Origin of the sequence: Streptomyces sp. V1I1 (genome assembly GCF_030817355.1) — a bacterium.
GTDB lineage: Bacteria > Actinomycetota > Actinomycetes > Streptomycetales > Streptomycetaceae > Streptomyces.
In genome coordinates, this window is sequence record NZ_JAUSZH010000001.1 from 6,958,066 (window position 1) to 6,981,968 (window position 23,903).

The 23,903-nt window shown below is 69.2% G+C and carries 20 protein-coding genes and 2 pseudogenes; 17 read left to right on the forward strand and 5 right to left on the reverse strand.

Annotated features, from left to right (window positions below; all coding sequences use genetic code 11):
* The first annotated feature begins 18 nt into the window (after nucleotides 1-18).
* The 4 genes from secD (at nucleotide 19) to QFZ67_RS32645 (ending at nucleotide 6,249) form a co-directional block, all read left to right on the forward strand.
* The gene (secD, locus tag QFZ67_RS32630) at nucleotides 19-1,776 is read left to right on the forward strand and encodes a protein translocase subunit SecD (protein ID WP_307664626.1); all 1,758 of its coding nucleotides are present in this window, start codon (nucleotides 19-21) and stop codon (nucleotides 1,774-1,776) included.
* A 1-nt stretch (nucleotide 1,777) separates the two neighbouring features.
* Nucleotides 1,778-2,890, forward strand: a complete 1,113-nt coding sequence (secF, locus tag QFZ67_RS32635; RefSeq protein ID WP_307664627.1) for a protein translocase subunit SecF — start codon at nucleotides 1,778-1,780, stop codon at nucleotides 2,888-2,890.
* On the forward strand, nucleotides 2,887-3,429 hold the full coding sequence (locus tag QFZ67_RS32640) for an adenine phosphoribosyltransferase (protein ID WP_307664628.1): 543 nt from the start codon (nucleotides 2,887-2,889) through the stop codon (nucleotides 3,427-3,429). Before secF ends, QFZ67_RS32640 begins: the two co-directional genes overlap by 4 nt.
* Before the next feature lie 258 nt (nucleotides 3,430-3,687).
* On the forward strand, nucleotides 3,688-6,249 hold the full coding sequence (locus tag QFZ67_RS32645; protein ID WP_307664629.1) for a bifunctional (p)ppGpp synthetase/guanosine-3',5'-bis(diphosphate) 3'-pyrophosphohydrolase: 2,562 nt from the start codon (nucleotides 3,688-3,690) through the stop codon (nucleotides 6,247-6,249).
* A 77-nt stretch (nucleotides 6,250-6,326) separates the two neighbouring features.
* On the opposite strand, the gene QFZ67_RS32650 is transcribed toward QFZ67_RS32645, so the two are convergent.
* The gene (locus QFZ67_RS32650) at nucleotides 6,327-7,556 is read right to left on the reverse strand and encodes a DUF349 domain-containing protein (protein WP_307664630.1); all 1,230 of its coding nucleotides are present in this window, start codon (nucleotides 7,554-7,556) and stop codon (nucleotides 6,327-6,329) included.
* A gap of 175 nt (nucleotides 7,557-7,731) precedes the next feature.
* Entirely contained in the window at nucleotides 7,732-8,523 is a 792-nt protein-coding gene (locus QFZ67_RS32655) for a peptidylprolyl isomerase (protein ID WP_307664631.1), read from the reverse strand.
* Nucleotides 8,524-8,666: 143 nt separating this feature from the next.
* On the opposite strand from QFZ67_RS32655, the gene QFZ67_RS32660 reads away from it, so the two are divergent.
* Together QFZ67_RS32660 and hisS are read left to right on the forward strand one after the other, a co-directional pair.
* Complete coding sequence (locus tag QFZ67_RS32660) at nucleotides 8,667-9,374, forward strand: MBL fold metallo-hydrolase (protein WP_307664632.1); 708 nt, start codon at nucleotides 8,667-8,669, stop codon at nucleotides 9,372-9,374.
* Nucleotides 9,375-9,386: 12 nt separating this feature from the next.
* Entirely contained in the window at nucleotides 9,387-10,649 is a 1,263-nt protein-coding gene (gene hisS, locus QFZ67_RS32665; protein ID WP_307664633.1) for a histidine--tRNA ligase, read from the forward strand.
* A gap of 15 nt (nucleotides 10,650-10,664) precedes the next feature.
* Here the strand turns inward: hisS and QFZ67_RS32670 are convergent.
* Nucleotides 10,665-11,057 (reverse strand): annotated as a pseudogene (locus QFZ67_RS32670) (ATP-binding cassette domain-containing protein); the annotation flags it as partial.
* Nucleotides 11,058-11,194: 137 nt separating this feature from the next.
* On the opposite strand from QFZ67_RS32670, the gene QFZ67_RS32675 reads away from it, so the two are divergent.
* Together QFZ67_RS32675 and QFZ67_RS32680 are read left to right on the forward strand one after the other, a co-directional pair.
* Entirely contained in the window at nucleotides 11,195-11,827 is a 633-nt protein-coding gene (locus QFZ67_RS32675) for a vitamin K epoxide reductase family protein (protein WP_307664634.1), read from the forward strand.
* Between the two features lie 45 nt (nucleotides 11,828-11,872).
* Nucleotides 11,873-13,222 carry a replication-associated recombination protein A gene (locus tag QFZ67_RS32680; protein ID WP_307664635.1) on the forward strand — a complete coding sequence of 450 codons (1,350 nt, stop codon included), beginning with the start codon at nucleotides 11,873-11,875 and terminating at the stop codon, nucleotides 13,220-13,222.
* 88 nt (nucleotides 13,223-13,310) lie between these two features.
* On the opposite strand, the gene QFZ67_RS32685 is transcribed toward QFZ67_RS32680, so the two are convergent.
* Entirely contained in the window at nucleotides 13,311-14,069 is a 759-nt protein-coding gene (locus tag QFZ67_RS32685; RefSeq protein ID WP_307666057.1) for a hypothetical protein, read from the reverse strand.
* Between the two features lie 188 nt (nucleotides 14,070-14,257).
* Between QFZ67_RS32685 and rpsD the strand changes: the two genes are divergently transcribed.
* Nucleotides 14,258-14,872: a 30S ribosomal protein S4 gene (gene rpsD / locus QFZ67_RS32690; RefSeq protein ID WP_307664636.1), complete on the forward strand. Its 615-nt coding sequence runs from the start codon at nucleotides 14,258-14,260 to the stop codon at nucleotides 14,870-14,872.
* Nucleotides 14,873-15,024: 152 nt separating this feature from the next.
* On the opposite strand, the pseudogene QFZ67_RS39190 reads toward rpsD, so the two are convergent.
* Nucleotides 15,025-15,676: pseudogene (locus tag QFZ67_RS39190) on the reverse strand (AAA family ATPase); the annotation flags it as partial.
* Nucleotides 15,677-15,834: 158 nt separating this feature from the next.
* Between QFZ67_RS39190 and QFZ67_RS32705 the strand changes: the two are divergent.
* From QFZ67_RS32705 to aroC, 8 genes are all read left to right on the forward strand, one after another.
* Complete coding sequence (locus QFZ67_RS32705) at nucleotides 15,835-16,272, forward strand: DUF948 domain-containing protein (protein ID WP_307664639.1); 438 nt, start codon at nucleotides 15,835-15,837, stop codon at nucleotides 16,270-16,272.
* A 6-nt stretch (nucleotides 16,273-16,278) separates the two neighbouring features.
* Nucleotides 16,279-16,629 (forward strand): DUF6167 family protein, encoded by a 351-nt coding sequence (locus QFZ67_RS32710; protein ID WP_307664640.1) that lies wholly within the window; start codon nucleotides 16,279-16,281, stop codon nucleotides 16,627-16,629.
* Nucleotides 16,629-19,298 carry an alanine--tRNA ligase gene (gene alaS, locus QFZ67_RS32715; protein WP_307664641.1) on the forward strand — a complete coding sequence of 890 codons (2,670 nt, stop codon included), beginning with the start codon at nucleotides 16,629-16,631 and terminating at the stop codon, nucleotides 19,296-19,298. The genes QFZ67_RS32710 and alaS overlap by 1 nt, the downstream gene beginning before the upstream one ends.
* 4 nt (nucleotides 19,299-19,302) lie before the next feature.
* Nucleotides 19,303-19,767: a Holliday junction resolvase RuvX gene (ruvX, locus tag QFZ67_RS32720; protein ID WP_307664642.1), complete on the forward strand. Its 465-nt coding sequence runs from the start codon at nucleotides 19,303-19,305 to the stop codon at nucleotides 19,765-19,767.
* Nucleotides 19,768-19,872: 105 nt separating this feature from the next.
* A complete protein-coding gene (mltG, locus tag QFZ67_RS32725; RefSeq protein WP_307664643.1) occupies nucleotides 19,873-21,603 on the forward strand; it encodes an endolytic transglycosylase MltG in 1,731 nt (576 codons plus the stop codon).
* Nucleotides 21,600-22,439: a shikimate dehydrogenase gene (locus tag QFZ67_RS32730; RefSeq protein WP_307664644.1), complete on the forward strand. Its 840-nt coding sequence runs from the start codon at nucleotides 21,600-21,602 to the stop codon at nucleotides 22,437-22,439. The genes mltG and QFZ67_RS32730 overlap by 4 nt, the downstream gene beginning before the upstream one ends.
* A complete protein-coding gene (locus tag QFZ67_RS32735; protein WP_307664645.1) occupies nucleotides 22,436-22,579 on the forward strand; it encodes a hypothetical protein in 144 nt (47 codons plus the stop codon). Before QFZ67_RS32730 ends, QFZ67_RS32735 begins: the two co-directional genes overlap by 4 nt.
* Before the next feature lie 112 nt (nucleotides 22,580-22,691).
* The gene (gene aroC / locus QFZ67_RS32740) at nucleotides 22,692-23,876 is read left to right on the forward strand and encodes a chorismate synthase (RefSeq protein ID WP_307664646.1); all 1,185 of its coding nucleotides are present in this window, start codon (nucleotides 22,692-22,694) and stop codon (nucleotides 23,874-23,876) included.
* The last annotated feature ends 27 nt before the right edge of the window (nucleotides 23,877-23,903 follow it).

Here is a 23,903-nt window from a genome sequence, read left to right on the forward strand (position 1 = left end):
ACAGGGAGAAACGAGAAGGTGGCAGCACCGAATAGGGGCCGAAGGCCCGCGGGGGCTCAGAGCAGGCCGGGGCGCGCCCTGGTACTGATTCTGATCGCCATGGTCGCGCTCACGGGCGGGATGTTCTGGGCGGGTCAGCTCAAGCCGCGTCTGGGCATCGACCTGGCGGGCGGTACGACCATCACGCTCAAGGCGAAGAACCAGCCCGGCCAAGAGAACGGCGTCAACGAGACCAACATGAACACCGCGGTCGGCATCATCGAGCGCCGCGTCAATGGTCTGGGCGTCTCCGAGGCCGAGGTCCAGACTCAGGGCGATGACAACATCATCGTCAACATCCCCAAGGGGACGAATTCCCAGCAGGCCCGCGAGCAGGTGGGCACCACCGCCCAGCTCTTCTTCCGGCCCGTGCTGACCGTCGCCCCCGGCGGCCCCACCTCTCCGCAGCCCTCCCCGAGCCCCTCGGCATCGGACAAGGCCAAGGACAAGGCCAAGGACGGCAAGCAGACGGCCAACCCGCCGTCCGGCACCCCTTCGCCGACTGCGACGGCGCAGGGCCGCGCGGTGACCGACGCCCTGAAGGCACCGACACCCACGCCGACCGCCTCCGGGTCGGGCAAGCCGAAGTCCTCCGAGACCCCGAAGCCGCCCCCCTCCGGCGACACGGCGGCCACCGACAAGCTGCAGAAGGCGTTCCTGGCCCTCGACTGCACGAACAAGAAGGCCCGCGTCGAGGTCGGTGAGAACGTCAAGCCCAGCCAGCCGACCCTCGGCTGCGGCCAGAACTCGGACGGCCAGTGGGAGAAGTACCTCCTCGGTCCGGCCGAGGTCGACGGCAAGGACGTCGACGACGCCAAGGGCCAGCTGGACCAGCAGCGTGGCATGTGGATCGTCACGATGGACTTCACCAGCAGCGGTGCCAAGAAGTTCCAGAAGATCACCAGCAGGCTTTCGCAGCAGCAGGCGCCGATGAACCAGTTCGCCATCGTCCTCGACGGCGAAGTGGTCTCAGCGCCCTCGGTGCGCACAGCGCTGAGCGCCAACGCCGAGATCTCCGGAAACTTCACCCAGGAGTCCGCGCAGGACCTGGGCAACATCCTGTCGTACGGCGCGCTCCCGCTCTCCTTCGAGGAGCAGAGCGTCACCACCGTCACGGCCGCGCTCGGCGGCGAGCAGCTCAAGGCGGGTCTGATCGCCGGTGCGATCGGCCTCGCGCTGGTCATCATCTACCTGGTGGCGTACTACCGCGGCCTGGCCCTGATCGCGATCCTCAGCCTCATCGTCTCCGCGATCCTGACGTACACGATCATGGCGCTGCTCGGCCCGGCCATCGGCTTCGCGCTGAACCTGCCGGCGGTCTGCGGTGCGATCGTCGCGATCGGCATCACAGCCGACTCGTTCATCGTGTACTTCGAACGCATCCGGGACGAGATCCGCGAGGGCCGTACGCTGCGGCCCGCCGTCGAGCGTGCCTGGCCGCGCGCCCGGCGCACCATCCTGGTCTCCGACTTCGTGTCGTTCCTTGCCGCCGCGGTGCTGTTCGTCGTCACCGTCGGCAAGGTCCAGGGCTTCGCGTTCACGCTGGGTCTGACCACCCTGCTCGACGTCGTCGTGGTGTTCCTCTTCACCAAGCCCGTGATGACGCTCCTCGCCCGCAAGAGGTTCTTCGCGAACGGCCACCCGTGGTCCGGACTGGACCCGAAGCGGCTCGGCGCCAAGCCCCCGCTGCGCCGCTCCCGCCGCGCCTCCGCCCCCACCGACCCGAAGGAGGCGTGAGATGTCCCGACTCGGCAATCTCGGCGCCCGGCTCTACCGCGGTGAGGTCGGCTATGACTTCATCGGCAAGCGGAAGATCTGGTACGGCCTCTCGATCCTGATCACCATCACCGCCATCCTCGGCCTGGCGGTGCAAGGCCTGAACATGGGCATCGAGTTCAAGGGCGGTGCCGTCTTCAACACCCCGAAGACGAGCGCCTCGGTCTCCCAGGCGCAGAACGCCGCGGAGGAGGCCTCCGGTCACCCGGCGATCGTCCAGAAGCTCGGCAACGGCGGACTGCGTATCCAGGTCAGCGAGCTCGACACCCAGCAGGCCGACAAGGTCAAGACCGAGCTCTCCGAGAGTCTCAAGGTCGACTCGGAGAAGATCAACGCCGAGCTCGTCGGACCCAGCTGGGGCGAGCAGATCGCCAACAAGGCATGGACCGGCCTCGGGATCTTCATGATCCTCGTCGTGATCTATCTCGCGATCGCGTTCGAGTGGCGCATGGCGGTCGCGGCCCTGATCGCCCTGATCCACGACATCACGATCACCGTCGGTGTGTACGCGCTGGTCGGTTTCGAGGTCACGCCGGGCACCGTGATCGGTCTGCTCACGATCCTCGGTTACTCGCTCTACGACACGGTCGTCGTCTTCGACTCCCTCAAGGAGGGCTCGAAGGACATCACCAAGCAGACCCGCTGGACCTACAGCGATGTCGCCAACCGCAGCATCAACAGCACTCTGGTGCGTTCCATCAACACCACGGTCGTCGCGCTGCTGCCGGTGGCGGGCCTGCTGTTCATCGGTGGCGGTGTCCTCGGCGCCGGCATGCTGAACGACATCTCGCTGTCGCTGTTCGTCGGCCTGGCGGCCGGTGCGTACTCCTCGATCTTCATCGCCACGCCGCTCGTCGCCGACCTCAAGGAGCGCGAGCCGCAGATGAAGGCCCTGAAGAAGCGGGTGCTCGCCAAGCGCGCGGCGGCCGCCGCGAAGGGCGAGTCGGCGGACGACTCCGGTCAGCCGCAGGACGGGGTGCCGGACGACGCCGCGACGGACGACGCCGCGACGGCCGGCGCCGTCGTGGGCCCGCGCGGCCGCGGCCGCGGCCGTCCCTCGGGCAGGCGCCGATGACGATCGGCACGCAGGAGCTGCTGCTCAGCCGCATCCGGGACGTCGCCGACTATCCGAAGCCGGGGGTGGTGTTCAAGGACATCACGCCCCTGCTCGCGGACCCGGAGGCCTTCGGGGCCCTCACCGACGTGCTCGCCGGACTGTGCGCGCGCCATGAGGCCACGAAGATCGTCGGCTTGGAGGCGCGCGGCTTCATCCTGGGCGCTCCGGTCGCTGTCCGCGCCGGGCTCGGCTTCATTCCCGTACGCAAGGCGGGCAAACTCCCCGGAGCGACGCTCTCGCAGGCGTACGAGCTGGAGTACGGCCAAGCCGAGATCGAGGTGCACGCCGAGGACCTGCGGGCGGGCGACCGCATCATGGTCATCGACGATGTGCTTGCCACCGGAGGCACCGCCGAGGCGTCGCTGGAGCTGATCCGGCGCGCCGGAGCCGATGTCGCGGGCGTCGCGGTCCTGATGGAGCTCGGCTTCCTCGGCGGCCGGGCGCGCCTGGAGCCTGCGCTGCGCGGGGCTCCACTGGAGGCTCTGATAACGCTCTGACGCCATGCGTCGTAGTACCGATGGGCGCCCCGGGAATCGTCCCGGGGCGCCCATCGTTCTGTGCTGCTGCGATCACACGGCGCCCCGTCCGGCCGCGACCGTACGGTGGCGCGCAGTGACGACAGGGCGTCCGAAGAGGCTCGTGTGTCTCATCTGTCATGTCCGGACCCACGGCCTCATGAGCACCGGGACGCCGAGGTCGATACCATGGCTTCTCCGGACCTGACCGGGGGACCCGGAACCGCACGAGGAGCGCTCTTGCCAGACGAGGCCCACCGCGCCGCCGCGCAGCCCGACCAGATGGCCGAAAAGGCCGCGGCAGCCTCTGTCACGCCCGAGAAGAAGCCAGCCGAGAAGCCGAAGCCGGCGGCGACCGAGCGTAGCGAGATGGGCGTCCCCCCGGCCGAGGTCCGGGAGAGTTCGAACGGTGCGGCGCCCGAGCGAGCGAACGGTGCGGCCCCCGTCTCCGCTCCCACCCCGACTCCCACGCCCGCCCCCCGGCCCACGCCCGCGGCCGTGCCCAGGAGCGGCGGCTCGTCGAACCGTGTGCGCGCCCGCCTCGCCCGCCTCGGCGTCCAGCGCTCCTCGCCGTACAACCCCGTCCTGGAGCCGCTGCTGCGGATAGTGCGCAGTAACGACCCCAAGATCGAGACCTCTACGCTCCGCCAGATCGAGCGCGCCTACCAGGTCGCCGAACGCTGGCACCGCGGTCAGAAGCGCAAGAGCGGCGACCCGTACATCACGCACCCGCTCGCCGTCACCACCATCCTCGCCGAGCTCGGCATGGACCCGGCGACCCTGATGGCCGGGCTGCTGCACGACACGGTCGAGGACACCGAGTACGGCCTGGACACCCTGCGCCGCGACTTCGGTGACCAGGTCGCCCTCCTCGTCGACGGCGTCACCAAGCTGGACAAGGTCAAGTTCGGCGAGGCCGCGCAGGCCGAGACCGTACGCAAGATGGTCGTCGCCATGGCCAAGGACCCGCGCGTCCTGGTCATCAAGCTCGCCGACCGGCTGCACAACATGCGCACCATGCGCTATCTCAAGCGGGAGAAGCAGGAGAAGAAGGCCCGCGAGACCCTTGAGATCTACGCGCCGCTGGCCCACCGGCTGGGCATGAACACCATCAAGTGGGAGCTGGAGGACCTCGCCTTCGCGATCCTCTACCCCAAGATGTACGACGAGATCGTGCGGCTCGTCGCCGAGCGCGCGCCCAAGCGCGACGAGTATCTGGCCATAGTGACCGACGAGGTCCAGTCCGATCTGCGCGCGGCCCGTATCAAGGCCACCGTCACGGGACGGCCCAAGCACTACTACAGCGTCTACCAGAAGATGATCGTCCGCGGCCGCGACTTCGCGGAGATCTACGACCTGGTGGGCATCCGCGTCCTCGTCGACACCGTCCGCGACTGCTATGCGGCGCTCGGCACCGTCCATGCGCGATGGAATCCGGTCCCCGGCCGGTTCAAGGACTACATCGCGATGCCCAAGTTCAACATGTACCAGTCGCTGCACACCACGGTCATCGGTCCCAACGGCAAGCCCGTCGAGCTGCAGATCCGCACCTTCGACATGCACCGCCGCGCCGAGTACGGCATCGCAGCGCACTGGAAGTACAAGCAGGAGCCTTCTGCCGGCGCCTCCAAGGTGCGTACGGACGTGCCGAAGCGGGCCGGCAAGGACGATGCCGTCAATGACATGGCGTGGCTGCGCCAGCTGCTGGACTGGCAGAAGGAGACCGAGGACCCCAGCGAGTTCCTGGAGTCCCTGCGCTTCGACCTCTCCCGCAACGAGGTCTTCGTCTTCACGCCGAAGGGCGACGTCATAGCGCTTCCTGCAGGCGCGACGCCGGTCGACTTCGCGTACGCCGTCCATACGGAAGTGGGCCACCGGACCATAGGGGCGCGGGTCAACGGGCGGCTCGTACCGCTCGAATCGACCCTCGACAACGGCGACCTGGTGGAGGTCTTCACCTCCAAGGCCGAGGGCGCGGGCCCCTCGCGCGACTGGCTTGGCTTCGTCAAGTCGCCCCGGGCACGCAACAAGATCCGCGCCTGGTTCTCCAAGGAGCGCCGCGACGAGGCGATCGAGCAGGGCAAGGACGCCATCGCGCGGGCGATGCGCAAACAGAACCTGCCGATCCAGCGCATCCTCACCGGCGACTCGCTCGTCACGCTCGCGCACGAGATGCGCTACCCCGACATCTCGTCCCTGTACGCGGCGATCGGCGAGGGCCATGTGGCTGCCCAGGGCGTCGTCCAGAAGCTGGTGCAGGCCCTCGGCGGCGAGGAGGCGGCCAACGAGGACATCGCCGAGAGCGCACCGCCCGCGCGCGGCCGCAAGCGGCGTGCCAACGCCGACCCCGGCGTGGTCGTCAAGGGCGTCGAGGACGTCTGGGTCAAGCTCGCCCGCTGTTGTACGCCCGTCCCCGGCGACCCCATCATCGGCTTTGTCACGCGCGGCAGTGGCGTATCGGTTCACCGCGCGGACTGCGTGAACGTCGACTCGCTCTCGCAGCAGCCGGAACGCATCCTCGACGTCGAGTGGGCGCCGACGCAGTCCTCGGTCTTCCTGGTCGCCATCCAGGTCGAGGCGCTCGACCGGTCCAGGCTCCTCTCGGACGTCACGCGCGTGCTCTCCGACCAGCACGTCAACATCCTCTCGGCGGCCGTCCAGACCTCCCGCGACCGGGTGGCCACCTCGCGGTTCACCTTCGAGATGGGCGACCCGAAGCACCTCGGGCACGTACTGAAGGCGGTACGGGGCGTGGAGGGCGTCTACGACGTGTACCGGGTGACCTCGGCGCGCCGCCCGTAGGGGACGTACGGCGCGCGTAGCGGACGTACGAAAGGGCCCCCTGTACGCGACGTACAGGGGGCCCTTCGTCGTGGCTGTCAGCCGCCGAACTCCTCAAGTCCCTTCAGCGCCTGATCGAGCAGCGCCTGCCGGCCCTCGAGCTCCTTGGCGAGCTTGTCCGCCTTGGCGTTGTTGCCCGCCGCGCGCGCCGCGTCGATCTGCCCGCGCAGCTTGTCCACGGCCGCCTGCAGCTGGCCCGTCAGACCCTCGGCACGCGCACGCGCCTCCGGGTTCGTCCGGCGCCACTCGTTCTCCTCGGACTCCTGCAGCGCCCGCTCCACCGCATGCATCCGGCCCTCGACCTTGGGACGCGCGTCCCGCGGCACATGGCCGATGGCCTCCCAGCGCTCGTTGATCGAACGGAAGGCGGCACGCGCCGCCTTCAGATCCGTCACCGGCACCAGCTTCTCGGCCTCGGCGGCGAGCTCCTCCTTGAGCTTGAGGTTCTCGCCCTGCTCGGCGTCCCGCTCGGCGAAGACGCCGCTGCGCGCGGCGAAGAAGACATCCTGCGCACCGCGGAAACGGTTCCACAGATCGTCCTCGGCCTCGCGCTGGGCACGGCCCGCGGCCTTCCACTCCGCCATAAGCTCGCGGTAGCGGGCGGCCGTCGTGCCCCAGTCGGTGGAGCCGGAGAGCGACTCGGCCTCGGCAACCAGCTTCTCCTTGGCCTTACGGGCCTCCTCGCGCTGCGCGTCCAGCGAGGCGAAGTGCGCCTTGCGGCGCTTGGAGAACGCCGAGCGGGCGTGCGAGAAGCGGTGCCAGAGCTCGTCGTCGGACTTCCGGTCGAGCCGGGGAAGGCCCTTCCAGGTGTCCACCAGCGCCCGCAGCCGCTCACCGGCCGCCCGCCACTGCTCGCTCTGCGCCAGCTCCTCGGCCTCGGTGACCAGGGCCTCCTTGGCGTGCCGCGCCTCGTCGTTCTGCTTCGCCTTCTGGACCTTGCGCTCCTCGCGGCGCTTCTCGACCGTCGCGACAAGCGCGTCGAGGCGCTTTCCCAGTGCGTCGAGGTCACCCACGGCGTGATGCTCGTCCACCTGCTGCCGCAGATGGTCGATGGCGGTCTGGGCGTCCTTGGCCGAGAGATCGGTGGTCTTCACCCGCCGCTCGAGGAGGCCGATCTCGACCACCAAGCCCTCGTACTTGCGCTCGAAATAGGCCAGAGCCTCCTCGGGAGAACCGGCCTGCCACGATCCGACGACCTTCTCGCCATCGGCAGTACGCACGTACACGGTGCCCGTCTCATCGACACGGCCCCACGGGTCGCTGCTCACAGCGCCTCCTCCACCTGATGCCTGCGAGGGGGGGCGCCCCCCGGGCATCGTCCACAGTTTCCTGGACGGGCCTCGCCCGCCTTCCACAGCGCGAGTCGAGGCCCGCGCTGCACAACGCCAATCTAGGCGACCGGCCGCCCGGCTGTCCGCACTCAGCACGGCCGAATTCCCCCGCTCACACCTTCGGTACGGCCGCCTTCTCAATGGTGACTGCCTTCTTCGGAGCCCCGTCCTGCGCCCCGCCCGAGACGCCGCCCTTCGCCACGGCCTCGACGACCTTCAGGCCCGCCGCGTCCATGGTTCCGAACGGCGTGTAGCTGGGCGGCAGCTTGGTGGCCTTGTAGACGAGGAAGTACTGGCTGCCGCCGGAGTGCGGCTGACCGGTGTTGGCCATCGCCACGGTCCCGGCCGGATACGTCACGGTGCCGTCGGCGCCCGCCTTGCCCAGCGCGGTCAGATTCTCGTCGGGGATCGTGTAGCCGGGCCCGCCGGTGCCGTCGCCCTTCGGGTCGCCGCACTGCAGCACGAAGATGCCCTGCGTGGTCAGCCGGTGGCACTTCGTGCCGTTGAAGAAGCCCTTGTCCGCCAGAGACTTGAAGGAGTTCACGGTGTGCGGGGTCTTCGCCGCGTCCATCGCGATCTTGATGTCGCCGTGGTTCGTCGTGAGCGCCATCGAGTACTTCGCCTTCTTGTCGATCGACATGGCGGGCTCGGGCGCGGTGCTCTCGCTCTGGGACGGCGTGGCGCTGGGGGACTGGCTGTCGCCCGCCGCCGAGCCGTCGGCCTTGTCCCCGTTGGACAGCCCGACCGAGGCATAGGCCGCGGCGCCCGCGGCGAGCACCACGGCGAGCGCGGCCGCGATGATCGTGTTCCGCTGCTTCCTCTTACGTGACTGCTGCCGACGCTGCTGCTGGCGCTCGAACTTCTCCCTGGCGAGCTGCCGCCGCCGCTGATCGCTGCTGACCACCGGGTCTTCTCCTTGTACGTCGTACGTTCGAGTGTGCCCCGTACCGTATACGGGTTGGCTGTGGGACGAGCAGCGCCGGTAGGCTCTGATCTGCTGCAATTCGATGCAGCAATTCCCTCTCGACGACCACACAGAGGACGATCGTGCTTATTGCCGGGTTCCCCGCCGGGGCCTGGGGGACCAACTGTTACCTGGTCGCCCCTGCCGCAGGCGAGGAGTGCGTGATCATCGACCCGGGCCACCAGGCCACCCAAGGCGTCGAGGAAGCGCTCAAGAAGCATCGGCTCAAGCCCGTCGCCGTCGTCCTCACCCATGGCCACATCGACCACGTCGCCTCCGTCGTTCCGGTGTGCGGAGCCCATGACGTACCGGCGTGGATCCACCCCGCCGACCGGTACATGATGAGCGACCCGGAGAAGGCGCTGGGCCTGTCGATCGGGATGCCGCTGATGGGCGAGCTGACCGTGGGGGAGCCGGACGACGTCAAGGAACTGGCCGACGGCGCCGAGCTGCGCCTCGCCGGTCTCGACTTCTCGGTCGCCCATGCGCCCGGCCATACGAAGGGGTCGGTGACCTTCCGGATGCCCGAGTCCGCGGACGTGCCGTCCGTGTTCTTCTCGGGCGACCTGCTGTTCGCCGGCTCCATCGGACGCACGGACCTGCCCGGCGGCGACATGGCCGAGATGCTCGAGTCGCTGGCGCGTGTGTGCCTGCCGCTCGACGACTCGACCGTGGTGCTGTCCGGCCACGGCCCCCAGACGACCATCGGCCGTGAGCGCGCCGCCAATCCGTATCTACGCGATGTGGCCGCCGGCCTCGGGAGCGTCGAAGCTCCCCGACGAGGAATGTGACGAGAGTTTCCCGTGAGCACCTTTCAGGCCCCCAAGGGCACGTACGACCTGATCCCGCCGGCGTCCGCGAAGTACCTGGCGGTGCGCGATGCGATCTCCGCGCCGTTGAAGAACTCCGGCTACGGCTACATCGAGACGCCCGGCTTCGAGAACGTCGAGCTGTTCTCGCGCGGCGTCGGTGAGTCCACCGACATCGTCTCCAAGGAGATGTACGCCTTCGAGACCAAGGGCGGCGACAAGCTCGCGCTGCGCCCCGAAGGCACCGCGTCCGTGCTCCGCGCGGCGCTGGAGGCCAACCTCCACAAGGCCGGCAATCTGCCGGTCAAGCTCTGGTACTCGGGCTCGTACTACCGCTACGAGCGTCCGCAGAAGGGCCGCTACAGGCACTTCTCGCAGGTCGGCGCCGAGGCGATCGGCGCGGAGGACCCGGCCCTCGACGCCGAGCTGATCATCCTGGCCGACCAGGCGTACCGCTCGCTCGGGCTGCGCCAGTTCCGCATCCTGCTGAACTCCCTGGGCGACAAGGAGTGCCGCCCTGTCTACCGGGACGCGCTGCAGGGCTTTCTGCGCGGGCTCGAGCTGGACGACGACACCCGGCGCCGGATCGAGATCAACCCGCTGCGGGTCCTCGACGACAAGCGCCCGGAGGTCCAGAAGCAACTGGTGGGCGCGCCGATGCTGCGCGACTACCTGTGCGACGCGTGCAAGGCGTACCACGAGGAAGTGCGTGAGCTGCTGACCGCGGCGGGCGTCGCGTACGAGGACGACGAGAAGCTGGTGCGCGGCCTCGACTACTACACCCGCTCCACCTTCGAGTTCGTCCACGACGGTCTCGGCTCGCAGTCCGCGGTGGGTGGCGGCGGCCGCTACGACGGCCTCTCCGAGATGATCGGCGGCCCGGCGCTGCCGTCGGTCGGCTGGGCGCTCGGCGTGGACCGCACGGTCCTGGCGCTGGAGGCGGAGGGCATCGAGCTCGAACTCCCCGCCACGACAAGCGTGTTCGCGGTGCCGCTGGGCGAGGAGGCGAGGCGTGTGCTGTTCGGCGTGGTCACCGAGCTGCGCCGGGCGGGGGTGGCCGCGGACTTCAGCTACGGCGGGAAGGGCCTCAAGGGCGCGATGAAGAGCGCGAACCGTTCGGGGGCGCGGTACGCGATCGTGGCCGGTGAGCGCGACCTCGCCGAAGGCGTCGTCCAGCTCAAGGACATGGAGTCCGGCGACCAGTCGCCGGTGGCGCTGGCTGACGCGGTGACCGCGATCCGCGAACGCCTGGCCTGACGTCCATTCCGGGGGCGCCTTGATCCGGCTCGTCGCCTTCTTCTCCAGACCCACCAGCGCGATGACCTCTTCGGGATCACGCGGTTTCGGGTAGTAGCGGGAGAAATGGGACACCGTCTCCCGCACCGTCAACTCCGCGGGCGCGGATTCGTCCTGCCAGACGATGCCGATCCTGGACCGCCAGAGGCGGTTTCCGGTCGCGGGATCCGCTCCCAGGACGGTCACTTCGCCCGCGTCCCGGGTGCGATGCCCCTGAAAAATCTCCACCGTTGTGCTCTTGCCCGCTCCGTTGGGGCCGAGAATGCCGAAGACCTCTCCCCGGCGGATGCCCAGGTCGAGATCGTCGACCGCCGTCACTTCGCCGTACCGCTTGCGAAGTCCGCGTACGTTCACCGCGAGTTCTGTCATGGCCATCAGCCTGCTCGCGGGCCGAGTCCAGCGGGACGGCCGTCCGTACATCCTTATGTCCATCGAACGGTGGACACAGGTGGGGGTGCGGCAGAATGACGGTGCCACAACAGGCTACTGAGCGATGGAACGGCGATATGACGACTGCAGCAGTGGACGATGTCTCCTCCGAGCGCGACAACGGCTCCAAGGGCACGATCGGCGGCAGTCGTGGCTTCGCGTGGCTTCTGGTGATCACGGGTGCTGCCGGGCTGCTGGCTTCGTGGGTCATCACTATCGACAAGTTCAAGCTGCTTGAGGACCCGTCCTTCACGCCGGGGTGCAGTCTGAATCCGGTGGTGTCCTGCGGGAACATCATGAAGAGCGAGCAGGCGTCGGCGTTCGGGTTCCCGAATCCGATGCTCGGGCTTGTCACGTACGCGATGGTGATCGCCATCGGTGTCGCGCTTCTCGCGGGTGCGCGTTACCGGCGCTGGTACTGGCTCGGTCTCAACGCCGGCACCCTCTTCGGCGTCGGCTTCTGCACCTGGCTCCAGTACCAGTCGCTGTACAACATCAACGCGCTGTGCCTGTGGTGCTCGCTGGCCTGGGTCGCCACCATCGTGATGTTCTGCTACGTCACCCTGCACAACATCAAGCACCGGATCATCAAGGTCCCAGAGGGCCTGCGCAAGGGGCTGCTGGAGTTCCACTGGATGCCGCCGGTGCTGTGGACCGGCATCATCGGGATGCTCGTCCTGACCCGCTGGTGGGACTTCTGGACCGGCTGACGGGCACCGAGGGCGTTGTCAGTGCTCTGACTTAGGCTTCATGACGTGGAGCCCGACCTCTTTACCGCCGCGGCGGAAGAACGCCAGGAGAAGGACCCGTCTGCCAGCCCCCTGGCCGTCCGGATGCGCCCGCGCACCCTCGATGAAGTCGTCGGCCAGCAGCATCTGCTGAAGCCCGGATCGCCGCTTCGCCGACTCGTCGGCGAGGGCGGCGGCGGCCCCGCCGGCCCCTCCTCGGTGATCCTCTGGGGCCCGCCCGGCATCGGCAAGACGACCCTCGCGTACGTCGTCTCCAAAGCGACCAACAAACGCTTCGTGGAGCTCTCCGCGATCACGGCGGGCGTCAAGGAGGTCCGGGCGGTCATCGATGGCGCCCGCCGGGCCGCGGGCGGCTTCGGCAAGGAGACCGTCCTCTTCCTCGACGAGATCCACCGCTTCTCCAAGGCCCAGCAGGACTCGCTGCTGCCTGCCGTGGAGAACCGCTGGGTGACGCTGATCGCCGCCACCACCGAGAATCCGTACTTCTCGATCATCTCCCCACTGCTCTCGCGCTCCCTGCTGCTCACACTGGAGTCGCTGACCGACGAGGACCTGAGCGGACTGCTCCGCCGGGCGCTCACCGCGGGGCGGGGCCTCGGCGGCGCCGTCACCCTCCCCGAGGACTCCGAGGCGCATCTGCTGCGGATCGCGGGCGGCGACGCCCGGCGGGCGCTGACCGCCCTGGAGGCGGCCGCGGGAGCCGCGATGGACAAGAGCGAGAAGGAGATCAGCCTCCAGACCCTGGAGGAGACCGTCGACCGCGCGGCGGTGAAGTACGACCGCGACGGCGATCAGCACTACGACGTGGCGAGCGCCCTGATCAAGTCCATCCGCGGCTCCGACGTGGACGCCGCGCTGCACTATCTGGCCCGCATGATCGAGGCGGGGGAGGACCCGCGGTTCATCGCGCGCCGGCTGATGATCTCGGCGAGCGAGGACATCGGCCTCGCCGACCCGACGGCGCTGCCCACCGCGGTCGCGGCCGCCCAGGCCGTGGCCATGATCGGCTTCCCCGAGGCCGCGCTCACCCTCAGCCACGCCACCATCGCGCTAGCGCTCGCCCCCAAGTCGAACGCCGCGACCACGGCGATAGGCGCGGCGCTCGCCGATGTGCGGGCCGGGCTGGCGGGCCCCGTCCCGCCGCATCTGCGAGACGGCCACTACAAGGGCGCGGCCAAGCTCGGTCACGCCCAGGGGTACGTCTATCCGCACGACGTGCCCGGTGCGATCGCCGTCCAGCAGTACGCCCCGGACGCGGTGCACGGCAAGCACTACTACGAGCCCACGCGCTATGGCGCCGAGGCGCGGTACGCCGATGTGGTCGAGAAGGTCCGTGAGAGGCTGCGCGGGGATTGATCCGCGCCACGGCCCGCCGGAGCGCGCACCCGGCGCGGCTTCAGTGCGACGCAGCCAGAGGGCGACGCGGCTTCAGGCGGACGCGGCCTTAGGGCGACGCGGCCTCGAACAGCGTGTGCATGGCCCGGCGCAGCTCAGTGACGTCGCGCACCGGCGTGGGGAAGTCGAAGCGCGCGTCGAAGCACCGCTCGCCGACGAACCGCACCCGCAGTCCGAACCGGTCCAGCGCCAGCGGCACCGCCCGCTGCCCGTTCGCGCACGCCCCCTCCGGCCTCCCCCCGGGGGCACCTCCCAGCGGTGGCGGGGGGACTTCGGCCGGGCGGATCCCCGTCTCGCTTCGCTCGCCGAGCAGCCCGCACAGGCCCTGTACCTGCTCGCTGTGCGCGGAGTGCAGATGCTGCAACAGCTCCGTCTCGTGCGCGACGAACGGATCGACGGACGCCCGCGCGAACTCCTCCGGCTCGACGTTGTCGGCGCCCCACAGATCGTCCACGCACGCCTCGCCGACCTCGAGGCGCACCATCATCCGGCCGGGCTCGGCAAGGCCGGGCACGCAGGTCAGCCAGCCGGAGACCCAGGCGCGGCCGCGGATACGATTGGGCACAGAGACCGGCGCGACATCGGTGATCTCCAGCACAGCGGACAGCTCGTCGTCCTGTGCGTGCGTGGCGGCGCGTACGGCCGGTGAGTCCGCGGGGAAGAGCAGGAACACCTCTCCGTCCGGACCCACGGCCCGGGCCTGCGGTGTCAGCTGCTCGGGACGTGCCGCCTCCACCCCCGGGATGAGGAGTACCGCGGAGGATGTACTCTGTACGAGAGTTCGTGTGCGCTCGGCTGCTGACGGCATCCGAGTGATTTCAAGCCCGCTGGGACGCGGCTGACCATGAGCTGATCGGACCTCCGTCGCCTCGATGCTCTGCGCAGCGTCGACGTTCTTTGTGCTGTCCGTGATGCGCTTGGTGTTCCCAGGGCGAGACATGCGATCTCCTTGAGTAAGGTGAGCCTAACCTAACCTACAACGGAGGTCTGGAGAACGTGCCTAACCAGTCGCGTCCCAAGGTCAAGAAGTCTCGTGCGCTCGGTATCGCACTGACGCCGAAGGCCGTCAAGTACTTCGAAGCCCGCCCCTACCCGCCGGGCGAGCACGGCCGTGGCCGCAAGCAGAACTCGGACTACAAGGTCCGTCTGCTCGAGAAGCAGCGCCTGCGCGCGCAGTACGACATCAGCGAGCGCCAGATGGCGCGCGCCTACGACCGCGCCAAGAAGGCCGAGGGCAAGACGGGCGAGGCGCTGGTCGTCGAGCTCGAGCGCCGTCTCGACGCCCTGGTCCTGCGTTCGGGCATCGCCCGCACCATCTACCAGGCCCGTCAGATGGTCGTCCACGGCCACATCGAGGTCAACGGCGGCAAGGTCGACAAGCCGTCCTTCCGCGTCCGTCCCGACGACGTCGTGATGGTCCGCGAGCGCTCCCGTGAGAAGGCCCTCTTCCAGGTCGCGCGTGAGGGTGGCTTCGCCGCCGACGGCGAGACCCCGCGCTACCTGCAGGTCAACCTGAAGGCCCTGGCGTTCCGCCTGGACCGTGACCCGAACCGCAAGGAAGTTCCGGTCATCTGCGACGAGCAGCTGGTCGTCGAGTACTACGCCCGCTGATCAAGGCGTAGCCCACCACGCTTCAGCCCGCCGCTTCCCCGCCCTTACCGGTGGGGGAGCCGGCGGGCTCTCGCGTTTCCAGGGCCGCCGGACGGACCGAGCGCTGCCTTCCCGGCTGCGGACTCGCCCGGTCCTGTGTGGCCAGCGCGCGTGGCCAGCTCCAGCGTGAGCGGGATCCCGTCGAGACGCCGGCAGCGCTCCAGGCGCGGTTGTCGTCGGTCAGCCGGAAGTGCGGCTGTGCGCAGGCCGCGCGGTGGGCGAAGAGCCGTACGGCGTCCGCATCGGCCATGGCCCAGCGGGAAGACGACTTCCCCGTCCAGCCGCAGCGGTATGCGGCTCACGGCGAGCACCTGGAGGCGGGGCGCGCGGCGCAGCAGGTCGCGTACGAGCCCGGCGCATTCGTCGACGAGATACTCGAACCCGTCCAGGACGAGCAGGAGTTGACGTCCGGCGAGGTGATCGAGGAGGACGTCGCGCGGGGGCCTGCTGGTCTGGTCGGTGACGCCGAGCGACTCGACCAGGGTGTGGGCCACCAGTTCCGGGTCGCGGAGGGTGGAGAGCTCGGTGAGCCAGACACCGTCGCGGTACCGATTCTGCAGCGCGGCAGCGCCATGGGCCGCGAACCGGGATTTGCCCACGCCGCCCGCTCCCGGCGACGGTGACCAGACGGGAGTCGTCCACAAGGCGGCCGAGCTCGGCCAGTTCTTCGGCCCGGCCCACGAACCGGTTCAGCTCTGCGGGGAGATTGCCCTGGACCGGAGGTTGATCGTCGGGGTAGGCGCAGGAGCGATGGTCGCTGCGCATGGGACACGCGGCGTACCCACTCATAAGCACTCCGTACAATCGCCTTGCGTAACTCCCGTCGTCCCCGGCCCTAATGCGGTATGGGGCGCGACCCTGGGCGCGATAGGGTCGGAGGACGATTTTCGACGTATTCATCGACGATTAGAGAGCGGTGCAGAGTGACCGGTGGAGAGGTTGCCGGGATCCTGGTGGCCGTGTTCTGGGCGATCTTGGTCTCCTTCCTCGCCGTGGTGCTGGTGAGGCTGGCACAGACGCTCAGGGCGACCACCAAACTCGTGGCGGACGTGACCGAGCAGGCAGTGCCGCTGCTTGCCGACGCCTCCGCGACGGTGCGCTCCGCACAGACCCAGCTCGACCGGGTCGACGCCATCGCGACGGACGTCCAGGAGGTCACCTCCAACGCCTCCGCGCTCTCCACGACGGTCGCCTCGACCTTCGGCGGCCCACTGGTCAAGGTCGCCGCCTTCGGCTATGGCGTACGCCGGGCCATGAGCCGCAAGAGCGAGGACGCGCCCGCGCCGTCCGCACCGTCCCGTCGCACGGTGGTCGTCGGCCGCACGGTGCCGGCTCCCCGACGTAAGAAGCGGAAAGGCTGAGGCACGATGTTCCGCCGCACGTTCTGGTTCACCGCGGGTGCCGCGGCCGGTGTCTGGGCCACCACCAAGGTCAACCGCAAGCTGAAGCAGCTGACCCCCGAGAGCCTCGCCGCGCAGGCCGCGAACAAGGCGATCGACGCGGGCCACAAGCTCAAGGACTTCGCACTCGACGTCAGGTCCGGCATGGTCAAGCGCGAGGCCGAACTGGGTGAAGCGCTCGGCCTGCAGGCATCCGCCGACCCCGAACTGCCCGCACAGCGACGCCCCGCCGCGATCGACTACCCCAAGCACCCCGACAACAAGCACCCCGACAACAAGCACTCCTACAACTCGTACAACCGGAATGAGGACCACTGATGGAGTCGGCTGAAATCCGCCGCCGCTGGCTGAGCTTCTTCGAGGAGCGCGGGCACACCGTCGTGCCTTCGGCGTCGCTCATCGCGGACGACCCGACTCTGCTGCTGGTCCCCGCGGGCATGGTGCCGTTCAAGCCGTACTTCCTCGGCGAGGCCAAGCCGCCGTCCCCGCGCGCCACCAGCGTGCAGAAGTGCGTGCGTACGCCGGACATCGAAGAGGTCGGCAAGACCACCCGGCACGGCACGTTCTTCCAGATGTGCGGCAACTTCTCCTTCGGGGACTACTTCAAGGAAGGCGCCATCAAGTACGCCTGGGAGCTGCTCACCAGCTCCGTGGCGGACGGTGGCTACGGCCTCGACCCCGAGCGCCTGTGGATCACGGTCTACAAGGAGGACGACGAGGCCGAGCAGATCTGGCGCGACGTGATCGGCGTGCCCGCCGAACGCATCCAGCGCCTGGGCATGGGCCCCAACTTCTGGTCGATGGGCGTCCCCGGACCCTGCGGACCCTGCTCCGAGATCAACTACGACCGTGGCCCGGAGTTCGGCGAAGAGGGCGGCCCTGCCGTCAACGACGAGCGCTACGTGGAGATCTGGAACCTGGTCTTCATGCAGTACGAGCGCGGCGCCGGCGAGGGCAAGGAGGACTTCCCGATCCTCGGCGAGCTGCCGTCCAAGAACATCGACACCGGCCTCGGCCTCGAGCGCCTCGCGATGATCCTGCAGGGCGTACAGAACATGTACGAGACCGACACCCTGCGCGTCGTCATGGACAAGGCCACCGAGCTGACCGGCGTGCGCTACGGCGCCGAGCACGGCTCGGACGTCTCCCTGCGCGTGGTCGCCGACCACATCCGTACGTCCGTGATGCTCATCGGCGACGGCGTCACCCCCGGCAACGAGGGCCGTGGCTACGTGCTGCGCCGCATCATGCGTCGCGCCATCCGCAATATGCGCCTTCTGGGCGCCACCGAGCCCGTCGTCGCCGAGCTGGCCGACGTGGTCATCAAGACCATGGGCGAGCAGTACCCGGAGCTGATCACCGACCGCAAGCGGATCGAGGCCGTGGCCCTCGCCGAGGAGGCCGCCTTCCTCAAGACGCTGAAGGCCGGTACCAACATCCTCGACACCGCCATCACCGAGACCAAGTCCGGCGGCGGCAAGGTACTCGCCGGCGACAAGGCCTTCCTGCTCCACGACACCTGGGGCTTCCCGATCGACCTCACCCTGGAGATGGCCGCCGAGCAGGGCCTCTCGGTGGACGAGGACGGCTTCCGCCGCCTGATGAAGCAGCAGCGGGAGCAGGCCAAGGCCGACGCCAGGGCCAAGAAGACCGGCCACGCCGACGTGTCCGCCTACCGGCTCGTCGCCGACCAGTCCGGCACCACCGAGTTCACCGGCTACACCCACACCGAGGGCGAGTCGACCATCGTCGGCCTGCTGGTCGACGGCATGCCGTCGCCGGCCGCCTCCGAGGGCGACGAGGTCGAGGTCGTCCTCGACCGCACCCCCTTCTACGCCGAGGGCGGCGGCCAGCTCGCCGACCAGGGCCGCATCAAGCTCGACACGGGCGCCGTCATCAACGTCCGCGATGTGCAGCAGCCCGTCCCGGGCGTCTCCGTCCACAAGGGCTCGGTACAGGTCGGCGAGGTGACAGTCGGCGCTTCCGCCTACGCCGCCATCGACATCAAGCGCCGCCGCGCCATCGCCCGCGCCCACAGCGCCACACACCTCACCCACCAGGCGCTGCGCGACGCTCTCGGCCCGACGGCCGCCCAGGCCGGCTCGGAGAACTCTCCCGGCCGCTTCCGCTTCGACTTCGGCTCGCCCGCCGCCGTACCCGGCACGGTCCTCACCGACGTCGAGCAGAAGATCAACGAAGTCCTCGCCCGGGAGCTCGACGTCCAGGCCGAGATCATGAGCATCGACGAGGCCAAGAAGCAGGGCGCCATCGCCGAGTTCGGCGAGAAGTACGGCGAGCGCGTGCGTGTCGTCACCATCGGCGACTTCTCCAAGGAGCTGTGCGGCGGCACGCACGTGCACAACACCGCCCAGCTGGGCCTGGTGAAGCTGCTCGGCGAATCCTCGATCGGCTCCGGTGTGCGCCGTATCGAAGCCCTCGTCGGCGTCGACGCCTACAACTTCCTCGCCAGGGAGCACACGGTCGTCGCCCAGCTCCAGGAGCTGGTCAAGGGCCGTCCCGAGGAGCTCCCCGAGAAGATCTCCGGCATGCTCGCCAAGCTGAAGGACGCCGAGAAGGAGATCGAGAAGTTCCGCGCGGAGAAGGTGCTCGCCGCCGCCGGCGGTCTCGCCTCGGGCGCCAAGGACGTACGGGGCGTGGCCCTGGTCACCGGCCAGGTGCCGGACGGCACCTCCGCCGACGACCTGCGCAGGCTGGTCCTCGACGTCCGCGGCCGCATCCCTGGCGACCGTCCGGCCGTCGTGGCTCTGTTCACCGTGGCGAATGGCCGCCCGCTGACCGTCATCGCCACCAACGAGGCCGCCCGCGAGCGCGGTCTCAAGGCCGGCGACCTGGTCCGTACCGCTGCCAAGACCCTCGGCGGCGGCGGTGGCGGCAAGCCGGACGTCGCCCAGGGCGGCGGCCAGAACCCGGACGCCATCGGCGACGCTGCCGCCGCCGTCGAGCGTCTCGTCGCTGAGACGGCCTGACGCTGTGCGCCGCGGACGCCGCCTCGCGCTCGATGTCGGGGACGCCCGGATCGGGGTCGCCTCGTGCGACCCCGACGGGGTCCTCGCCACCCCGGTCGAGACCGTGCCGGGACGCGACGTCCCGGCCGCCCACCGGCGGCTGAAGCAGCTCGTCGAGGAGTACGAACCGATCGAAGTCGTCGTCGGCCTGCCCCGCTCGCTCAGCGGCGGGGAAGGCCCGGCCGCGGTCAAGATCCGCGGCTTCGCCCAGGAGTTCGCGCGCGGCATCGCCCCCATTCCGGTCCGGCTGGTCGACGAGAGGATGACCACAGTGACGGCCAGTCAGGGGCTGCGCGCTTCGGGCGTGAAGTCCAAAAAGGGCCGATCTGTCATTGATCAGGCTGCCGCTGTGGTGATCCTTCAGAACGCTCTGGAGTCCGAACGGGCGTCAGGTGCTGCTCCGGGCGAGGGCGTCGAAGTGGTTGTCTGATCGCGATACGGTAACGTTCCGCGCGATGCGGCGGTGTTCGAACAGCTGCCGCACAGCAAAGAGGCCGGCACCGTGCAGCGTCTGCCTCGCGGCCCTAGGGGATCGATGACTGAGTATGGCCGGGGCCCCGGCTCCGAACCGTGGCATCCCGAGGACCCTTTGTACGGGGACCAGGGATGGGGAGGACAGCAGGCTGCAGCCGGCGACACTCCGTATGGTGGCCAGCCGCAGCAGCAGTACGGCACCCAGCACGACCCGTACCAGCAGCAGTACAACCAGCAGCAACAGCAGCAGTACAACCAGCAGCAACAGCAGCAGTACGACCAGCAGCAACAGCAGTACAACCAGCAACAGAGGCAATACAACCAGCAACAACAGCAATACAACCAGCAACAACAGCAGCAGTACAACCAGCAGCAGTACGACGGCGGCTGGGACACCGGCCAGCATGCGGCAATGCCGTACGCAGCCAATCCGGCCGACACCTACGGTGGCCGCCAGCCCGGCTACGGCGGCCAGAACGGCGACTACTACGCCACGCCCGAGGCCTACCCGCCGCCGCAGCCCCCGGGCCGCCGCCGGCCGGAGCCCGAGCCCACGACCGACTGGGATGCCGAGGCGCCCCAGGAGGAGACCCACCCTTTCTTCACCGGCGACGACGGCCGGGATGACGACGGCGAGTACGACGACGACCCGCGCGAGGCGCGCCGGGGCGGCGGCCGTGAGCGCCGCGGCAAGACCAAGAAGAAGAGCAGGAACGGTTGCGCGTGCCTGGTCGTCGCACTGGTGCTCGCGGGCGGCCTGGGCGGCGTCGGCTATTTCGGCTACCAGTTCTGGCAGGGCCAGTTCGGCGCGCCCGAGGATTACAAGGGCACTGGCATCGCCACAACCGTTGAGGTGGTGATCCCCAAGGGCGCGGGCCTCGGGGAGATCGGCGCCATCCTGAAGGAAGCGGGTGTCGTCAAAAGCTCGGGCGCCTTCGTCTCGGCGGCCAACGACGACCCGAAGGGCAAGTCCATCCAGGCGGGCGTCTACATCCTCAAGAAGGAGCAGTCCGCGGCCAGCGCGGTCGAGACGATGCTCAATCCGGCCAGTCGCAACAACCTGATCATCCCCGAGGGCAAGCGGAACATCTGGGTCTACGAGCAGATCGACAAGCGCCTGGAGGTCAAGGCAGGCACCACCAAGGCCGCTGCCAGGGCGAATGCGAAGCGGCTCGGTCTACCGGCCTGGGCCGCCGACAACCGGGACATCAAGGACCCGCTCGAAGGCTTCCTGTTCCCCGCGAGCTATCCCGTCGTCAAGGGCATGAAACCGGAAGCCGTCCTGCAGAAGATGGTGGCCCGGGCCAACGAGGAGTTCGGCAGGAAGGACCTCAAGGCCGAGGCCGACAGGCTGGGCCTCGAGTCGCCGCTCCAGGTGCTCACCGTCGCGAGCCTCGTGCAGGCCGAAGGCAAGTACAAGCACGACTTCGACAAGGTCTCGCGGGTCGTCTACAACCGCCTCAAGCCGAACAACGCCGAGACGGTCGGCCGGCTCGAATTCGACTCCACGATCAACTACATCAAGAGCGACAGCAAGCTCGACCTCGGCGCGGTCGACGATCTGCGGAAGATAAAGGATCCGTACAACACGTACGACATCAAGGGTCTGCCGCCGGGTCCGATCGGGAACCCGGGTCAGTCCGCATTCAGCTCGGCTCTCAAGCCGGAGTCCGGCCCCTGGTACTACTTCGTGTCGATCACCGAGGACGAGACGCTCTTCGCGGTGACCAACGAGGAGCACGAGCGCAACCGCAGGAAGTACGAAGAACAGCAGGAGAAGAACGGCCAGTGAGCACCTTGAAGCGGCGGGCGGCGGTCCTCGGATCGCCGATCGCCCACTCGCTCTCCCCGGTGCTGCACCGCGCGGCCTACGCGGAACTCGGCCTCACCCACTGGTCGTACGACCGTTTCGAGGTGGACGAGGCAGGGCTCCCGGGATTCCTGGCGGGGCTCGACAGCTCCTGGGCCGGGCTGTCGCTGACGATGCCGCTCAAGCGCGCGATCCTGCCGTTGCTCGACGCCATCAGCGACACCGCGGCCTCGGTCGAAGCCGTCAACACCGTTGTCTTCACCGAGGACGGCCGCCGCGTCGGCGACAACACCGACATCCCCGGCATGATCGCCGCACTGCGCGAGCGGGGCGTCGACAAGGTCGAATCGGCCGCTGTGCTGGGCGCGGGCGCGACAGCTTCGTCCGCTCTCGCCGCGCTCTCGCGGATCTGTACGGGGCCTGTCACCGCCTATGTACGCAGTGCCGCCCGGGCGGGCGAGATGCGGGGCTGGGGCGAGCGGCTCGGTGTCGAGGTGCACATCGCCGACTGGGCGGAGGCCGACGTGGCGCTGCGGGCGCCGCTGGTCATCGCCACCACTCCGGCGGGTGCCACCGACGAGCTGGCGCACGCCGTACCGGACCGCCCCGGGACGCTCTTCGACGTGCTGTACGACCCATGGCCGACCGCTCTCGCCGCCGCCTGGTCGCGGCACGACGGGGCCGTCGTCGGCGGCCTCGACCTCCTGGTCCACCAGGCGGTGCTCCAGGTCGAGCAGATGACGGGGCGGACCCCCGCGCCGCTCGCGGCCATGCGGGCCGCCGGCGAGAAGGCGCTGACCAGCGGCGGAACCGTGTGAGTCTTGCCGGGAACGCCCTGGAGATCATCGTCAGGTTCCTTCTGCGCACGGTGCCACTACAGATGTACGCCGGACTGGCCGTCGGCATCGTCGTGATCGTGCTGCTGGTGAGGCTGAGGCGGGCTCGGGCGTCCGGCTGATGGACCGGAGACCAGGTCACGGCTGCGGACGTGGGAGGATCGAGTCAGGCGTGCCAGGGCCGCGCACCCGGTCGCGCCGTGGCAGTTCCAGGCGCGAGCAGGAGGATTACCGTTGAGCAGGTTGCGTTGGCTGACGGCGGGGGAGTCGCACGGACCCGCACTGGTGGCGACGCTGGAGGGTCTTCCCGCCGGTGTGCCGATCACCACGGAGATGGTGGCGGATCACCTTGCCCGGCGGCGCCTCGGCTATGGGCGCGGTGCGCGGATGAAGTTCGAGCGTGACGAGGTGACCTTCCTCGGCGGCGTACGGCACGGGCTGACCATGGGGTCGCCGGTCGCGGTGATGGTGGGCAACACCGAGTGGCCGAAGTGGGAGAAGGTCATGGCGGCCGACCCGGTCGACCCCGACGAGCTCGCGCAGCTGGCCCGTAACGCCCCGCTGACCCGCCCGCGGCCCGGTCACGCCGACCTGGCGGGCATGCAGAAGTACGCACTCGACGAGGCCCGGCCGATCCTGGAGCGGGCCAGCGCCCGCGAGACCGCCGCGCGCGTCGCGCTGGGCGCGGTCGCCCGCTCGTACCTCAAGGAGACGACGGGCATCGAGATCGTCTCCCATGTCGTCGAACTGGCCGCGGCGAAGGCTCCGTACGGCGTCTACCCCAAGCCCTCCGACGAGGCGAAGCTCGACGCCGACCCGGTGCGCTGCCTGGACGCGGACGCGTCGAAGGCGATGGTCGCGGAGATCGACCAGGCCCACAGGGACGGCGACACCCTTGGTGGTGTGGTCGAGGTGCTGGCGTACGGAGTGCCGGTCGGTCTCGGCTCGCACGTGCACTGGGACCGCAGGCTGGACGCCCGCCTCGCCGCCGCGCTCATGGGCATCCAGGCGATCAAGGGCGTCGAGGTCGGCGACGGCTTCGAACTCGCGCGGGTGCCCGGATCGAAGGCGCACGACGAGATCGTGCCGACCGCGGACGGGATCCGCCGCACCTCCGGCCACTCCGGCGGTACGGAGGGCGGCATGTCGACGGGCGAGCTGCTGCGTGTACGGGCGGCGATGAAGCCGATCGCGACCGTGCCGCGCGCGCTGGCCACCGTCGACGTCGCCACCGGCGAGGTCGCGGCCGCGCACCACCAGCGTTCCGACGTGTGTGCCGTCCCGGCCGCGGGGATCGTCGCCGAGGCGATGGTCGCGCTCGTGCTCGCGGACGCGGTCGCCGAGAAGTTCGGCGGCGACAGCGTGACCGAGACCAGCCGCAATGTGCGGTCCTACCTCGACAGCCTGCACATCCGGTGAACGGGCCGCTGACGCCGCTGATCGTCC

What these genes read in the sequence shown, in the direction of transcription:
- secF (WP_307664627.1), top strand. Translation starts at nt 1,778, where the DNA reads ATGTCCCGACTCGGCAATCTCGGCGCCCGGCTCTACCGCGGTGAGGTC.
- mltG (WP_307664643.1), top strand. Translation starts at nt 19,873, where the DNA reads ATGACTGAGTATGGCCGGGGCCCCGGCTCCGAACCGTGGCATCCCGAG.
- QFZ67_RS32675 (WP_307664634.1), top strand. Translation starts at nt 11,195, where the DNA reads ATGACGACTGCAGCAGTGGACGATGTCTCCTCCGAGCGCGACAACGGC.
- QFZ67_RS32710 (WP_307664640.1), top strand. Translation starts at nt 16,279, where the DNA reads ATGTTCCGCCGCACGTTCTGGTTCACCGCGGGTGCCGCGGCCGGTGTC.
- alaS (WP_307664641.1), top strand. Translation starts at nt 16,629, where the DNA reads ATGGAGTCGGCTGAAATCCGCCGCCGCTGGCTGAGCTTCTTCGAGGAG.
- QFZ67_RS32640 (WP_307664628.1), top strand. Translation starts at nt 2,887, where the DNA reads ATGACGATCGGCACGCAGGAGCTGCTGCTCAGCCGCATCCGGGACGTC.
- QFZ67_RS32685 (WP_307666057.1), bottom strand. Translation starts at nt 14,069, where the DNA reads ATGCCGTCAGCAGCCGAGCGCACACGAACTCTCGTACAGAGTACATCC.